This is a genomic window from Halegenticoccus tardaugens (genome assembly GCF_004116405.1).
In the GTDB taxonomy this organism is placed as follows: Archaea; Halobacteriota; Halobacteria; order Halobacteriales; family Haloferacaceae; genus Halegenticoccus; species Halegenticoccus tardaugens.
Window position 1 is genome coordinate 656,188 of the sequence record NZ_SDIC01000002.1, and the last position, 14,584, is coordinate 670,771.

Annotated in this window: 11 protein-coding genes; 5 read left to right on the forward strand and 6 right to left on the reverse strand. The window is 53.3% G+C overall.

The genetic code is table 11. The features are described 5' to 3' along the window. Positions 1-165 precede the first annotated feature (165 nt). From C3L37_RS07195 to C3L37_RS07205, 3 genes are all read left to right on the forward strand, one after another. Complete coding sequence (locus C3L37_RS07195; RefSeq protein ID WP_129113916.1) at positions 166-1,272, forward strand: Ldh family oxidoreductase; 1,107 nt, start codon at positions 166-168, stop codon at positions 1,270-1,272. A 179-nt stretch (positions 1,273-1,451) separates the two neighbouring features. Next, positions 1,452-2,378 (forward strand): 3-hydroxyacyl-CoA dehydrogenase family protein, encoded by a 927-nt coding sequence (locus tag C3L37_RS07200; RefSeq protein WP_129113917.1) that lies wholly within the window; start codon positions 1,452-1,454, stop codon positions 2,376-2,378. A gap of 327 nt (positions 2,379-2,705) precedes the next feature. After that, positions 2,706-3,971, forward strand: coding sequence for an RNA-guided endonuclease InsQ/TnpB family protein (locus tag C3L37_RS07205; RefSeq protein ID WP_129113918.1), 1,266 nt, complete (start codon positions 2,706-2,708; stop codon positions 3,969-3,971). A gap of 94 nt (positions 3,972-4,065) precedes the next feature. Here C3L37_RS07205 and C3L37_RS07210 read toward each other — a convergent pair whose 3' ends face one another. From C3L37_RS07210 to C3L37_RS07235, 6 genes are all read right to left on the reverse strand, one after another. After that, the gene (locus C3L37_RS07210; RefSeq protein WP_129113919.1) at positions 4,066-5,418 is read right to left on the reverse strand and encodes an NAD(P)H-dependent oxidoreductase; all 1,353 of its coding nucleotides are present in this window, start codon (positions 5,416-5,418) and stop codon (positions 4,066-4,068) included. A 5-nt stretch (positions 5,419-5,423) separates the two neighbouring features. Then, complete coding sequence (locus C3L37_RS07215) at positions 5,424-5,852, reverse strand: VOC family protein (protein WP_129113920.1); 429 nt, start codon at positions 5,850-5,852, stop codon at positions 5,424-5,426. 7 nt (positions 5,853-5,859) lie between these two features. Then, entirely contained in the window at positions 5,860-6,285 is a 426-nt protein-coding gene (locus C3L37_RS07220; RefSeq protein WP_129113921.1) for a VOC family protein, read from the reverse strand. 16 nt (positions 6,286-6,301) lie between these two features. Then, on the reverse strand, positions 6,302-7,753 hold the full coding sequence (aldA, locus tag C3L37_RS07225; protein ID WP_129113922.1) for an aldehyde dehydrogenase: 1,452 nt from the start codon (positions 7,751-7,753) through the stop codon (positions 6,302-6,304). Between the two features lie 465 nt (positions 7,754-8,218). Then, positions 8,219-8,872, reverse strand: a complete 654-nt coding sequence (locus C3L37_RS07230; protein ID WP_129113923.1) for an HpcH/HpaI aldolase/citrate lyase family protein — start codon at positions 8,870-8,872, stop codon at positions 8,219-8,221. Positions 8,873-9,634: 762 nt separating this feature from the next. Further along, a complete protein-coding gene (locus C3L37_RS07235) occupies positions 9,635-10,591 on the reverse strand; it encodes an NAD(P)-dependent oxidoreductase (RefSeq protein WP_164974706.1) in 957 nt (318 codons plus the stop codon). 638 nt (positions 10,592-11,229) lie between these two features. Between C3L37_RS07235 and C3L37_RS07240 the strand changes: the two genes are divergently transcribed. Continuing rightward, positions 11,230-12,870 carry a TCP-1/cpn60 chaperonin family protein gene (locus tag C3L37_RS07240; RefSeq protein ID WP_129113925.1) on the forward strand — a complete coding sequence of 547 codons (1,641 nt, stop codon included), beginning with the start codon at positions 11,230-11,232 and terminating at the stop codon, positions 12,868-12,870. A gap of 172 nt (positions 12,871-13,042) precedes the next feature. Then, positions 13,043-14,500 (forward strand): ABC transporter substrate-binding protein, encoded by a 1,458-nt coding sequence (locus tag C3L37_RS07245; RefSeq protein ID WP_129113926.1) that lies wholly within the window; start codon positions 13,043-13,045, stop codon positions 14,498-14,500. Positions 14,501-14,584 lie beyond the last annotated feature (84 nt).

Below are 14,584 nucleotides of genomic sequence, written 5' to 3' on the forward strand. Positions count from 1 at the left end.
GGATAGAACCAATGGAACTAATTCAGTAAAACCGACGGTATTTTCGAGCGGTGGCGTATATGATTCTGGACATATAAATACCTTCAAAACTGTGCCAACCCGTTGGAACATGCAGATCGAAGATTTCAGGTGAGGATTTAATAATCAATAGCATGAGTTATAGGTATGCGACGGATTGACGCACCTGAGCTAGAGTCGTTAGTCAGGGAGCTTGTTTTGTCACTTGATACGTCTGATCGAATTGCCGCCGAGGTGGCCGAGTCACTAGTCGAGTCTGACCTCCGCGGCCACGGTTCTCACGGATCTATCCGGATGGGAACTCTTTACCTTGAGATGGTCAGGAGCGGTGAGATCCGCCCTCAGGCAACTGTCGAAGTCGAACGGCTAAGTCCAACAACCGCGCAGGTAAACGGTAACTTCCAGTACGGTCAGGTAGTTGGCCGTCGTGCCGTTGACATCGGCGTCGAACTTGCTCGTGACGGAGGCTCTGCCGTCGTTGGTGTCCGTAATGCCACCCACCTCGGCCGCATTGGTGAGTGGGCCGAGCGGGCAGCAGCCGCCGAAATCGGCTTTGCCGCCTTTGTCAATACCGGTGGTACTTCCCCGCTCGTGACAATACCAGGAAGTGCCGAACGCCTACTGTCGACTAATCCGTTGGCGTTCGGCATTCCCACGTTCGACGTGCTTCCACACCCGGTCGTCCTTGATATGGCCACTAGTCAAGTCGCCCACGGAAAAATAACAAAACGTTCCGTGGAAGATCGAACAATTCCCAAGGAATGGACTGTCGACGAGTCAGGCGAAGCCATCACTGCAGCACGGGTTTTCGAAGAGGAAGGACAAGGAGCAATGTTACCTCTTGGCGGTCTCACGACAGGCTATAAGGGATTTGGTCTCGCGATAATAGCAGAACTATTTGCAGGTGTTGTTGCGGACCATCGTGTCTCCGGACAATTCGACGAACGAAGCGTCAATAATGGCGCGATGTTCGTCTTCGTCGATCCCATAAGCTTTTCGACGCGGAAGGCAAATCGACGGCGTATAGAAGCACTCGTCAATTTGGTCCATAATGCCGATCGCTCAGATGCGGTACCCACGGGTCCTTCAGCGAAGGGTGATAAAATGGTACTTCCAGGTGAAATCGAATACAAAAAGCGCCACAAGCGCCTCGAAGAAGGTGTCCCGTTTCGCAATGAGGCGCTCAAACTGCTCACAGAGGTCGCTAGACAGTTGAAGGTTGAGGATTCGATTCCAGACTCCTTCGACGTTTAAGCCGATCAATGATCGGTGATCTCGCAAAGAACAGTTCTACTTGAGGTAAACATTCCAGGGAACTCCGATAAACAATTTAAATGAAGCGAGACATTGCTCTGTTACGGATATACATATCGACACTAATTTTGGCGGTGTCAGGAGAAGGTTTAGTACTGTTCGGGAGTATCGTATCTCTTATGACAGGAGAGCTAGCGATCATCGGTGCAGGGAACATGGGACACGGCCTCGCTGCCCACTTTGCGCTATACGGCTGGAATGTGACGCTAATCGATCACCGGCAGTCGAATCTCGACAATGCTCGAGAGCGTATTAGGAAGGTCGTCCGGTTTCACGACGAAGAGGGGCTAATGTCGGTAACTCCCGATTCGGCTCTGAAATCAATTTCGTTCACTCTTAATCGGGCAGCAGGAGTCAGTGATGCTGAGGTCGTCATTGAAACCGTTACAGAGGATCTCGATGTCAAACAGAAGGTGTTCGCAGAGCTTGCTGACTTGGCACAGACTGACGCAATATTGGCGACAAACACCTCGGGCATTCCCATCACCGATATTGCAGCGGACAACGAAGCAGCCGACAGAATCGTCGGCTGTCACTGGTGGTACCCACCGTATCTCCTGAGACCTGTGGAAGTCATCCGTGGCAAAGAGACCCGTGATGAAACAGTGAATCGGATGGTAACGTTTCTCGAAGCGGTCGACAGAACTCCGGTAGTCGTCGAGCGAGACATACCTGGTTTCGTCTGGAATCGAATTCAGTTCGCTGTCATCCGCGAGTGTATGCACCTCGCAGTGGAGGGTGTTGCCTCGATAGAGGACATCAATATGGCCGTTCGGGACGGATACGCCCGCCGGACGTCCGTTATTGGTCCGTTCGAGACAACCGATATCGCCGGCCTTGACCTCTTTAAAACCAATGCAAGGAATCTCTACCCCCACCTCTGTGATAGCGACGAACCGAGCATCTTGTTCGAGGAGTATCTCCAAGCGAATCGTGGCGGCATAGAAGACGGCGCTGGATTCTTCAAGTATGACACCTCTCCAAAGACGATTACCCACCGACGGGACAAACGGCTGGCGGCGCTCAAACAGCTATTAGATGAATAACACTCTCTCGTCGTGGCCAAAGTTTTGCAAACGGTACAGTCGTTGAATTCCGGCGGTAGACACTTTATCTCTCGATCGTTTCTACAATAATGATATGACACAGGTCACATCAAAAAGTTTGCCCTCACAAAGGGAGCCTCTCAGATTGAGCGAAGTAGGTATGGCTGATTATGTGGGCCGCAGGCGCAAAACCTCGCCCTTTAGGGCGGGGATACGCGCCGTAAGTTGTTCTTCACACCCGGCGACGAAAGCCGGGCCGGGATATTCCACACCAATTGGTAGTATTATGTTCTCGGGCTTCATAACTGGTTATGGAGCCCGAATCAGATGCGGACCCACCGAACATTCGAAGCGTCGATCACAAACCCACGGCAGGTGAGTGACGACCTCGATCAACTCGGACGGGCCGCGTCGAAACTCTGGAACGTCGGTCGCTACTACGCACAAGAACAGTGGGACGAAACGGGCGAGATCCCCGACGACGGGGAACTCAAATCCGAACTCAAAGGCCACGAACGCTACACGGACCTCCATTCTCAGTCCAGTCAGCGCGTTCTCGAAGAACTCGCTGAAGCGTTCAACGGCTGGTTCGCAAAGCGTCGGAACGGCGATGGCCGTGCCCGACCGCCCGGCTACCGCAAACGCGGCGATTCGCACCCACGTTCAACTGTGTCGTTCAAAGCGGCTGGCTTCAAGCATGATGCACAGTTCACCCGCGTTCGACTCTCGAAAGGTCGCAACCTGAAGGAACACCGTTCGGACTTCGTTCTGTGCGAATACGAGCTACGCCCCGACGTAGACCTCTCCGAGTGGGACATCCAACAGGTTCGGGCCGTCCACAAGTACGACGAGTGGCGGCTTCACTTCGTCTGCCGAAAGGTGATCGATCCCGAACCGCCGGGCGACGAGACTGCCGGGATCGATCTCGGTATCTCGAACGTCGCCGCACTTTCGTTCGGCGGTGAATCGATCCTCTTTCCCGGCAACGCTCTGAAGGAGGACGAATACTACTTCGGACGAAAGAAGGCGAAGTGCGACGATAGCCGCTCGAATGAACGGCTTCGGTTGGATCGGAAGCGTACCGAACGCCGAACCCACTTCTTGCACACTCTCTCGAAACATATCGTTTCGGAGTGCGTAGAGAGGGGCGTCGGAACCATCGTCATAGGCGATCTTGGCGGTATCCGCGACGACGAGAACGGCAAGTCACGCAACTGGGGGAAGCACGGCAACCTCGATCTTCACGGCTGGGCGTTCGACCGCTTCACGTCGATACTCGACTACAAGGCGGAAGCCGAAGGGATCGACGTGACCGTTGAGTCCGAACGCGATACCTCAAAGACGTGTTCGGCCTGTGGAACGAAAGACGGCAACCAGCGCGTCGAACGTGGGTTGTACGTCTGCGAGGAGTGCGATACCGTAGCGAACGCGGACGTGAACGGTGCGGAGAACATTCGGCGAAAAGTAACTCCGAGTCCTTCCGACCGGGAGGATAGGAGTAACGGCTGGTTGGCACAGCCTTCAGTCCATCTGTTCGATCGTAGCGAGGGCCGTTTCGCCCCGCGAGAACAGGTCGTGGACTGTAAACCTTAATATCCCAACGCGGAGGGAATCTCGCCCCTTCAGGGGCGGGAGGATGTCAAGGGCATCATTCACAAATATGTGTGATATAAAAGAAAGAGGCCCGCTATGTTCGCAACGCCTCGTCGGACTCTTGGAGCATCCGAAGTCGATAAAGAAATGACTCTTGATCCAATTGGACATCCTGGACGGTAACAATCTCATCCTTTTCAACATCGGATATGAGCGTCGCCCCGTCAAGCAATTCAAGGGGAACATGGTTGGCCAGCGTAGCCGTCTCGGCGTCTTCGATCAGACCGTAGACTGTGTATCCGCCGCCGCCATCAAGTTCTTCGCCAGCCGAAAGACCACGCTTAGCTGCGCCAACAACCTCGGCCTCACGCTGTTTTGGGACGCCAGTCGGTTCGTTCCGGAGTGCCGCATTGGCAACACTCACGGAGGTTTCGGTCCCAGGGAGGTGGAACGGGCGGTAGAAGAGCTGGTACTTACCAGCGCTTGCGACGTACATTCCAGATCCTCCATATTGGTTGAGGTACTCTTGGACACCTTCATTCGGCGTCGTAGTGACGATCCAGACTCCAAACTCGATGTCGTTTTCGACCTCACTCCCGTCGGGATGTAGCGAGCTTATTGTATCGACGACGCCAGAGTTTTCGAGTAGCCCGCCATCCTCCTTTGGGCGCATATATTCTGGTATCTCTTCAAGTTCGGCTGCCGGTAGGTGCATGCCCGCAACGTCTGGTTTCATTCCCGTCGCGTTAGCGACAGCACACATCTCGACGGCTACCTTTGTCCCGTCGAGGAAGGAGTTGTACATGTACGGGTTGAGCTGGTTCTCCTTGACAAACTTTTCATCGAATCCCCAACGCTCGAAGACGTCGTCTGGTGTCCCATACCTGTACTCATCAATGAATGGGTTTCCCTTTCCCGCGGCGACAACATCGAGTCCGACGGTCTGAGCCCAGTCGTACAGCTCGGCGATGAGTGCGGGCTGGTCACCATACGCCATCGAATAGGTCACACCGGCCCTATCGGCGAGCTTTGCGAGAGTTGGCCCAACGACGGTGTCTGCCTCGACGGTAACCATCACGACATGCGTCTCATTCATGATGGCTGTATAAGCGTGGCGGGCGCCCACTTCAGGGATACCTGTTGCCTCAACAACAACGTCGACATCGCTCTCGGCTAGAACCACACCGTCATCGACAATCGCCCGCATCCCGTCAGCGATGGTCGATTTGAGTGTGTTAGGTCCATCAACCTGCTTGACGTTGTCAACGTTGGCCCCATTGAAGGCATCTCCCGCTTTGTCCAATTCTAGATCGGCGATGGCGACCGTCTGCATGCCAGGAGCACGTTCAACTTGGTCGACTAGCCGCCTACCGAACAGTCCGGCGCCGATCACGCCGACCTTAATCGGTTCATCGAGTTCGGTGAGTTGTGACGGAATGTTCAACATAATTCTCAGTCTTCTAGTTCCTCGACGAGCTGAAGGTAGATTCCCTTGCTCATCTCTACATCCATGTCGAGGAGTTCACATCCCGGGAAGGTTGGCGCGAGGATGGCTTCGTCCCACTCAGGTTCGAGGCCGTGCTGAGCGAGCGTTTCGACTGCTTGATCAAGATCGTTGACTTCGTATGCGACGTGGTTTAACCCGTTACCGTGTTCTTCGTGAAATGCCTCTATTTCGGGGTGTCCCTGTGGCTCTTGAACTTCGATGTAGGTTTCTCCAACTCGGTAGACTGCCGCATCATAGCCCGCATCTGGCATCTCTCGGTAGTCGACGAATGTCATGCCGAGGATCTCCTCGAAGAACGGGCGGTAGCCATCAATATCGTCGACAGTGTATGCTACATGATGGATGCGCTCAAACACTCCGTCGTTCGCACTCATCACGGATTCACTCCGAGAGCAACTCGACCACGTTACCGTCTGGGTCGTACATGTAGGCTACTTCGGCTCCATTGTCGAGGGTCTGTGGTGGATTGATGAATTCAACACCCTCTGACCGGAGGTCATCGTAGACCGAATCGAGGTTGTCCACTTCAAGACAGAAATGGGCCGCGCCGACGTCATTGTTTGAGACACCGTCGTTGGCATCATCTCCTGGTGGATGATTGTATTCGAGTAGTTCGACCGCACAACCATTCGCATCGAGGAAGACGAGTTCAACGTCGACATCCTCCACGCCAACGAATTTGCTAAACTCCTCGCTCGCAAAGGAAAGCTGGTCGAGTTCTTCCATGCCAAGTGTGTCACGATAGAACTCAAGAGCGTCATCCATGTTCGATACTGTCACGCCGTAGTGGTGGGATTTTCCAATCATTGTTGTCTCCGTGTATTTAGTCGTAGTTGTGGTAAACTGTCTTCAATTGTGTGTATTTGAGGAAGCCGTATTTTCCGTCTTCGCCGCCAAGGCCAGACTCATTCCAGCCAATGTGGTGGCCATGCCACGATTCACCGAGCGTCCGGTTAATATACGTCTCACCGAACTCTAGGTCTTCGGCGACGCGCATGGCTGTTCTGTAATTATCCGTGAATACGTACGAGGAGAGTCCATAACGTGAGTCATTAGCATATTGAATGGCATCTTCCAGTGAATCAATTTCCATGATAGGCGTCACTGGACCGAATACCTCGTTCTGCATGATGTCCATGTCCTGCTTGACATCGGTAATGACTGTTGGTTCGTACCAGTAACCTCTCTCGAAGTTGGTGCCCGATGGACGAGAGCCACCTAACAATACCTCCGCCCCCTCGTTGCGTGCCCGTTTGACAGCCGCCTCCGTCTTTTCGAGTTCCCGCGAGTTGACCTGGGGTCCCATATCAGGATTGTCCTCAGGACGACCGAGAGTGACGTTTTTGGCCGCTTCGACGTAATGTTCTTCGAACTCTTCACGGACATCGCCATGAACATATACTCGCTCGGCGCATGTACATACTTGCCCAGTGTTGGTAATTCGCGCAGTCAGAATATCCTCAACGGCTTGGTCGATGTCGGCATCCTTCCAGACAATAACCGGGGCCTTCCCGCCGAGTTCAAGCGAAACTTTGGTTAGATTGTCGGCGGCTGCCTCCATGATGGCCTTCCCGGTTTCGACGCTTCCCGTCATCGATATCATGTCGATAGCGTCAGATGAAACCAGTCGAGTACCGACTTCACCGCCACCAGTGACGATGTTTAACACGCCATCGGGGAGATCAAGCTCCTCATCGATGAGTTCGGCCAACCGGAGCGTCGAAATGGGTGTTTCCTCACTCGGCTTTGCAACGAGGGTGTTCCCGGCAACAAGTGCAGGCGCGAACTTGCGGATGAAGACTGCGATGGGATAGTTCCACGGAATGATTCCCGCCACAACTCCAAGTGGATGTCGCTGCAAGTGAATTGACTCTCGGCGTGTATCGCCGGGAAGGATGTCACCCTCAATACGACGATCCCACTCGGCCATGTACTCACAGAGATCCGCAGAGGCCTCGATCTCTCCGAGTGCCACGTTGCGAGGTTTTCCCTGTTCTTCGACGATGAGGTCAGCGAGTTCCGATTGGTTGGTTAACATAAGTTCTGCAACCTCACGGACGAGCTCGCCTCGTTCGTGCGCCGGCCGGCGTCCCCAGTCAATTTGGGCCTCGGCGGCGGAGTCGATAGCCGAATCGATCTCCTCGGGGGTCGCATTCGGGATATCGGCGATTACCTCTTCGGTCGTTGGATTACGCACTTCTATGCTCTCTGTTCCAGAAGCCTCTCGCCATTCGCCAGCGATATATTGGCCTCCAAGTTGATTACCTTCCGACATCAGTACGTACACTGATTGGGTCTCACATATACTTTATTGTAGGTTGTAGGATATGTGGCTGAAATGAATGCCGCACCAATTCGTTGGGATAATAATCACGAAATACAGGAGTACACCCTATCCTTGAAGAGAATATACTATCTAGTGCAACAACGTGGATGTCGAATAAATCTTCGGATAATTCCTTCGAACGGAAGGTAGACCCCCATGACATTATGCCCATAATAGGCTACCTCGCGAGCGAAACGGCCTCAGACGTTACCGGCAGTACCCTTCAGGTGAGTAGTGAAGAGGTTGGCGTACTACCGAAACCCGGATATGTACGGCTGAGCTACAGTGGAGTTGGGGGGTCTGTCAATTAACTTGTTGAACGGTTCGAGACGGAAATCGTCGCCGGTATCGACCTCGCCCAGTCCGAGACGCTAATCGGACGACAGTACGGGATTGGGCCAAATGATGTAGATGTTAGCCATCGCGTCGGGCTCGCTCAGCGCGCACTAGGACGTCACGTAGCTGCGTAATGACCGGCTTGTCGACGGCGACGCCGTCGATAGTAACTAGTCCCTCGTCCTGCGCCTCGAAGGTTTCGACGAACCGCTTTGCACGCTCAACCACTTCCTGGGACGGAGTGAAAGCATCATTGATAACACGAGCCTGTTCGTTAGTCATGGCAAATTTGGCGCTGTACCCCATAGCAGCAGCTGCGTCAGCCTCAGCTCGGAGGCGCCTGGTATCGTCAACGTCACAAAGGGTGGGTTTGTCGATGGGCAAAACGTCCGCACTGTGAGCAGCCATTGAGATGAGGTATTGGGGGACTGAAAGGTCGTTCTCGTCAAGGATAGATATTCCCATTTCCCTTTGATAGTCAATGGCAGCGAAGCCTAACCCGTAGACACTATCGTTCACGTTCGCGATCTCCTGTGCTGTGAACACCGCCGACGGCTTCTCAATGAGCGGTAGTATGTCGACATCTGCGCCGTGGGCGTCGAACACCGACGAGACAATTTCGAGCTCGTCAGGGCCGTGAACGTCCGGAAGGACGACGAACGCCGGTTGCTTGTCGGCCGTCGCGATGGTCTCGGCGTCAGCCAACCCATAGGTGGTGTCTAGGCCATTGATTGTGAACTACTCCGACCTCCCGCACTCGGGCCTACCCGGCCCTCGCTTGTTGAGGTCGGAGCTTCCTGTTTCTGTGTCGAAACTTGCACCCGAAGGCACAGCGGTTCCAGACTCCGCAGGCGACTTCCCGTTACGGGTGGTTCGGAGTGTCCCACTCCTACCAAATGGACACTCGGCCATACCCGACGGTGCGCGCTTATTGTCGCGCTTGAACACCGCCGGGAGCGTGGTGAGCATCGTACTACCTGCTTCGACCGCGCGGGTAGTAAAGTTGCCGCAGGCAGTGAACGTGAACTATGCGGGCGCTGTCTCCCCTCCCTGCTCGCGGCTTCGCCGCTCGCTGAGGAAGGGGGCGTAGCGCCCTCGATTAAAGCTAACTTACAGCCAATGAATTTATGCACCATCTTCGTCACCGGAGTCCAGTGATGATGAGATGTATGGTTCAACATTCAACGTGTACTCAGTCCGCCAAGGAATGCCGTCAGTTCGTCGATGATGCTAGCCATGATTTCGATATTACGAATCATAAACTCGATCTAATCACTTCAGGTTCGAACACAATTGAGGCTTTATGTTGTGGCATCCGCGTCGGTCATCCGAAATTTGGCATCGTACTTCCAACTTCAGTTCAGAGGCCCGTTCGATCCTTCAAGTTGATATGTGCTATGTAACGACTAACCGGTGAACCTCTGAAAGCTGTTGTCGGAGGATGACGGTTATCGATTCTGCAGCAAAGGGGAAGTGAATGACCGCCAAGACATCTTAAATAAGTCTGCCTCTGCTCTTGCTTCGGCTCTCCTCGGTTGACTGAATGTCTCTATCAAACACCTCTGAGTAAAATTGAAGTAGATCTGGATGCGGCCGGTCGCCGTAACCGGCATTCATACCCTCTCGATGGAACTGCTCGACGAAGTTTCCGAGTGGGAGGTACGTCTCGTACTTGTCGGCAAGGTCCTTGAGTTCGACAAGATCCTTGTGGGCGACATCGAGGTGAAATTTATTTCGGTAGATTCCCTCAGTGTCATCAAGGGCGAAGTGTTCATCGAATTGTTCGTCGAATTCATTGGAGAAAAACGAATCCAGCTTATCGTCGTAAATCTGGGTCCAGTGCCGGAGCGTCCGATATAATGTTGAGGGATCAACGCCGAACTTGTCGGCTAGGAAAACCCCCTCGATGAAGATGACGAGCGTAGTCTGGCCAACGTGGTTGTGAATGAGCTTGACGAACTGTCCATCGCCGACATCGCCGATATGGTAAACGTTGCGTGCGATGGCCGAGAGAATATCTTGCTGGGCCTCAATACGGTCGGGGTCGCCGCCTATCATTATCGTGAGTTCGCCCGCTTGAGCTCCGACCTCACCCCCTGTGATGGGGCTGTCAAAGTAGTACATGCCCGCTTCTTCGGCCATTTCGCCAAGCTCGCGTGCAGTCAGTGCGGAGAGTGTGCTTGTGTCGAAGATATCAGTCCCGGGCCTACCGTGTTGGATTATGGCATCAACCGCGGCACGACTTGCGTCAGGATGGGGTAATGAGAGTATGACCACCGATGCTCGCTCTGCAACCTCGGCACTGTCCTCTGCGATTTCGATACCCTCTTCGGCGGCGGCATCGCAGGCTTCCTCCGAGAGATCAAACCCCACCGTCTCGAATCCCTGCTCGATCAGATTTTTGCCGATACCATTTCCTACTTTTCCTAGACCGATGACTCCTACCGTCATGCAATCATAACACACAATAATGGGTGGTAAGTAAGTTGGGGTATCGGTTAATTCTGTGGTACTCTCCATGATTGGGTCTCGACGACGGAGCCTATTTGGGGAAGAGTCACGAATCCCCGTCAATGTCGTCGAATGCACAATTGTTGACCGTTCGTTCGAACTGGTGGTGGAGCCATGTTGCAGTCATCGTGTGGACGATAGTACTTGATGTATTTCTATTCATGGGAAAATCGTTGAATTTAACTCAGTCGGAATCGTTATTAGCCTTTCAATCATGGCTCTTCGTATTCTTGACGTTCACTATTGCTGCAATGTTTGGATTCTACTACGACGCAAGAGAGATTCAAGACGCCGGAAGGGACTGGGAACCGAAGTGGTGGGCGTACATCATCGGATCGTTCATCGTGACACCGTCGCTTACTTCCGCAATCTACCTGTTTCAGCGGTATCGCCACGTCGGAATTTACTACCGAAGGTGGCAGTTCGGACCGTGGGAATAACATTGTACGCAAGACGACGTTGTTGAGAGCTCGTACAAACGGACGGCGAGCGCTTTATGGTTACATTTTGGCGGTTTTGATGCGCATCCACCCGATATTCCCGAAGCATTAAAAGGGTTAGAAACCTCCAGCGTGATAATGGCTGACAAAACACAGAATTCATTCGTTGAAATGACCCGACTTACAGGTGGGGAGTTTCGAGAAGAGTCGTTTCGGGCGGCACAAGCGCTCGGACAGGTCCTACGTCCCACGTACGGCCCCTGTGGCAGAGACAAACTCCTCGTCGATCATCTTGGAACTGGATACATATCGAAGCAAGGAACGGACATTCTCGACCGAGTGAACGTTGACAATCCGGTGGCGCAGCTCATCGCCGATTCTTGTAAATCTTCTGAATATTACGCGGACGGTTCGACGTTTGCGGTGCTTCTCGCCTGTGCACTGCTCGAAGAAGCTGAAGCTCTTGTCGAGTACGGTCTCGCCCCTGTTGAGATAGCACACGGTTTCGAGCGTGCCCGCGTCACGGCCGAAAAAGCGCTCAAAGATATGGCCGTCCCGCTCGAATTAAACAAGCGCGAACAGTACGCACTTGTCTCAACGGCAACTAGCGGACGACTCACCGATACACAGATCAAACACCTTCGGCAGGTCGCCCTGGATGCAGCGGCAGTGCTCGCACCTAACGTGGAGATTAAACAGGTATACTTCGAGGAAAGTATTCGTCTAAGTCTCGACCGTTCAAGAGTAGTCGCAGGTGCTATCTTACGCGCTAACCTGCCTCACCATGATATGCCCAAAGACATCGTTGACGCCGACATATTGCTGCTTTCCGCCCCCGTCACAAAGTCAAACCCGAAGGAATTAATCGGCGAAGAAAGTGTCACATTCGGTAGTGTAGAGGCAATTGATGGTATTACTGAATCCGCTCGTCAGGTGTTCGAAGGGCGCGTCCAAGCTATTGTTGAGAGTGGAGCCGACGTGGTTGTTTGTCGAGGGAACCTCGACAGCTCCGTCATTTATGAGCTCGCCGCTGAGGGAATACTCGTCTTTCACAAAAGCGACGTTTCAGCGGAGGACTTCGCACGTGTGCATAGGGCCGTCGGTGGGACCACCGTACCTCCTGAGGATATCGAGAGCGCGAGTCTCGGACACGCTGGCCGGGTAACGGTAACAAATATTGGTTCAGGCACCATCAATGGTGTTCTCTTCGCCGACTGTGAAGACCCTGATATTGTCTCGATCGTTGTCCATGCTGGGACGGCCTCAGGATCAGATCAAGCAAAACGTATCCTGAAGCAAGGTATTGGATCGATCGCGGCCGTCTACGACGACCCGCGGGCTGTTCCTGGTGGTGGAGCATCGGAACTCGAAGCTGCTCACGCAATTAGAGATGTCGCGACCCGTGTTGGGGAGCGGACGACGCTCGCCACAGAGGCATACGCCGACGCGCTCGAATCGACTGTTATACAGCTAATACAAAATGCCGGCTATGACGCACTGGACACCTTGCCACGGCTGAAAAAGGCCCATGCCGATGGGACCGATGACGCGGCCCTCGACATAGAAAATGGCGATATAACCCTGGCCTACGAGTGGGGAATCATTGAACCACACGAATCGAAACGCCTCTCACTCCAGTCAGGAACCGAGGCGGCGATTTCGATCCTCCGTATCGACGCCTTGCTTCCGCGAACCGGCGGAGAGGTACCTGACCTCGGACCCGACGGAAATCCAATGAGTCCGCCAGGTGTTGGGTGGGGGAGTGGGGATCTCACATAGCGGGCAAACTCTCGGTACTCGTATCCTTCAGCATTTATTGACGAGTTGGATTGGAGGAAATTAATTACATTTATGTATTTCCATTCCTATAAATTGGTGTCCAGCGTATGGTAGAGAGTGTGCATCACACCACTTGACACCATCTATCATGCGAGGAGGCATGTGAATCACTATGCCACTTGAGAACGATAATACGGAAGTTAAAGAGGGCCAAGAGGGAACTGGCGACCGACCGAAAGCAGTTGACGATGGGGAATCCCGTCGAAACTTTCTGAAGGGAGTTACAACCGCGGCTGCGGCTGGAACTACGCTGCTGGCTGGCTGTACCGGTGGTGGCGGTGGTGGCGGTGGTAGTGGGAACGAATCTGGGGGTGCCCCAAGTAAGGAGGCTGTACACTATATTTCAATGGAGCAGTCCCCAACGTTCCAAAAATTCTGGGATAAGACTGCCAGTAAATTCGAAGAGGAAAACGGACAGAAGGTCGAAATCACATATGCTTGGGACACAGGCTACAACGAACGCATCGCCCAGCTCGTGCAGGCTGGTAATCCTCCGGATATCATTAATCTCGAGGACTTCAACGTTGGTCAGTACGTGGGCGATAACCTGCTCCGGGATGTTACGGGCTTCGTTGACGACTTCATGAATGAAGTGAACTTTACCAAGGAGTTCCGAATCAAGCAGGACGGTAAGGACAGATGGTGGCCGTCCTTCTGCTGCCCGAATGTACGTTGGTACCGCGGCGATGTAATTGAGGACATTGGGTTCGAGGGTAGCGCCAAAAACGGTACCCCTGGCACCTTCGAGGAATGGGGAGAGTTCCTCCAAATGGCTGACGAGGCTAACAACAACCTACGCGGCGGAGCTCTCGGTGTTAGTGCAGAACTCTACGGGACTAATACCGCCCTGTGTCATCTCTGGGCTCGTGGCATCACCATGAGCAAGCGGGAAGGGGACGAAGTGAAGGTTGCCCTGGGGGATCACCGAAATGACATTGGTGAATTCCTCAAAGGAATGAAGGAGCACTACCAATACGCCCCCAATACCAGTACCTGGAGTTGGACTGAAGCCATCGACTCCTTTGCGGACGGCAAAGTAGCGGAGGCGTTCTATGGCGGTGCTCGTCCTCAGCTACAGGCTTGGGAACGTGATCGGGACTTTGCGCAGGACGTCCTTCCCGGCCCGTTCCCAAACGTGGGGAACGCTGATAACTCATGGGATTATACGTTCCCATCCGGATGGGGCTTCGTAGAGGGCAGCAGCCAGCCAGAACCTGCAAAAAAATATGTCGCCTCTATAATGATGGATCAGGACCTATGGATGGAGTTGCTTCAAATGGCCCCTGTCCACAACGCGCCCCTCGGTAAGGAAATGCAAGACCCGACGCACGAGGTTTGGGATGTCGATATGGTCAACGAATCGATGACAGAGGAGCAGCTTAAGATGTATCTTGATCAGATACCGAAAGGTCGGGCACTATCCTACGAAACGAGCCCACCGAATCCCGAGACGTCAGATATGTTCATGTCGTTGGGTCTTGGTAATATGATATTCCAGCATGTGGGCAACAATAAGTCAGTTGAGGAAGCAATAGACACTGGAATTAGTGACCTTGAGGAATCATTGTAATTAATTAATGACCAAAAAATTAAAATATATAAATGAAGGTGAGAAATTATATATACGATTGGGTTATGAGAGATAGACACAAGG

Coding starts and splice junctions, on each gene's coding strand:
- C3L37_RS07195 (WP_129113916.1), top strand. CDS start 166: ATGCGACGGATTGACGCACCTGAGCTAGAGTCGTTAGTCAGGGAGCTT.
- C3L37_RS07200 (WP_129113917.1), top strand. CDS start 1,452: ATGACAGGAGAGCTAGCGATCATCGGTGCAGGGAACATGGGACACGGC.
- C3L37_RS07205 (WP_129113918.1), top strand. CDS start 2,706: ATGCGGACCCACCGAACATTCGAAGCGTCGATCACAAACCCACGGCAG.
- C3L37_RS07210 (WP_129113919.1), bottom strand. CDS start 5,418: ATGTTGAACATTCCGTCACAACTCACCGAACTCGATGAACCGATTAAG.
- C3L37_RS07215 (WP_129113920.1), bottom strand. CDS start 5,852: ATGAGTGCGAACGACGGAGTGTTTGAGCGCATCCATCATGTAGCATAC.
- C3L37_RS07220 (WP_129113921.1), bottom strand. CDS start 6,285: ATGATTGGAAAATCCCACCACTACGGCGTGACAGTATCGAACATGGAT.
- aldA (WP_129113922.1), bottom strand. CDS start 7,753: ATGTCGGAAGGTAATCAACTTGGAGGCCAATATATCGCTGGCGAATGG.
- C3L37_RS07235 (WP_164974706.1), bottom strand. CDS start 10,591: ATGACGGTAGGAGTCATCGGTCTAGGAAAAGTAGGAAATGGTATCGGC.
- C3L37_RS07240 (WP_129113925.1), top strand. CDS start 11,230: ATGGCTGACAAAACACAGAATTCATTCGTTGAAATGACCCGACTTACA.
- C3L37_RS07245 (WP_129113926.1), top strand. CDS start 13,043: ATGCCACTTGAGAACGATAATACGGAAGTTAAAGAGGGCCAAGAGGGA.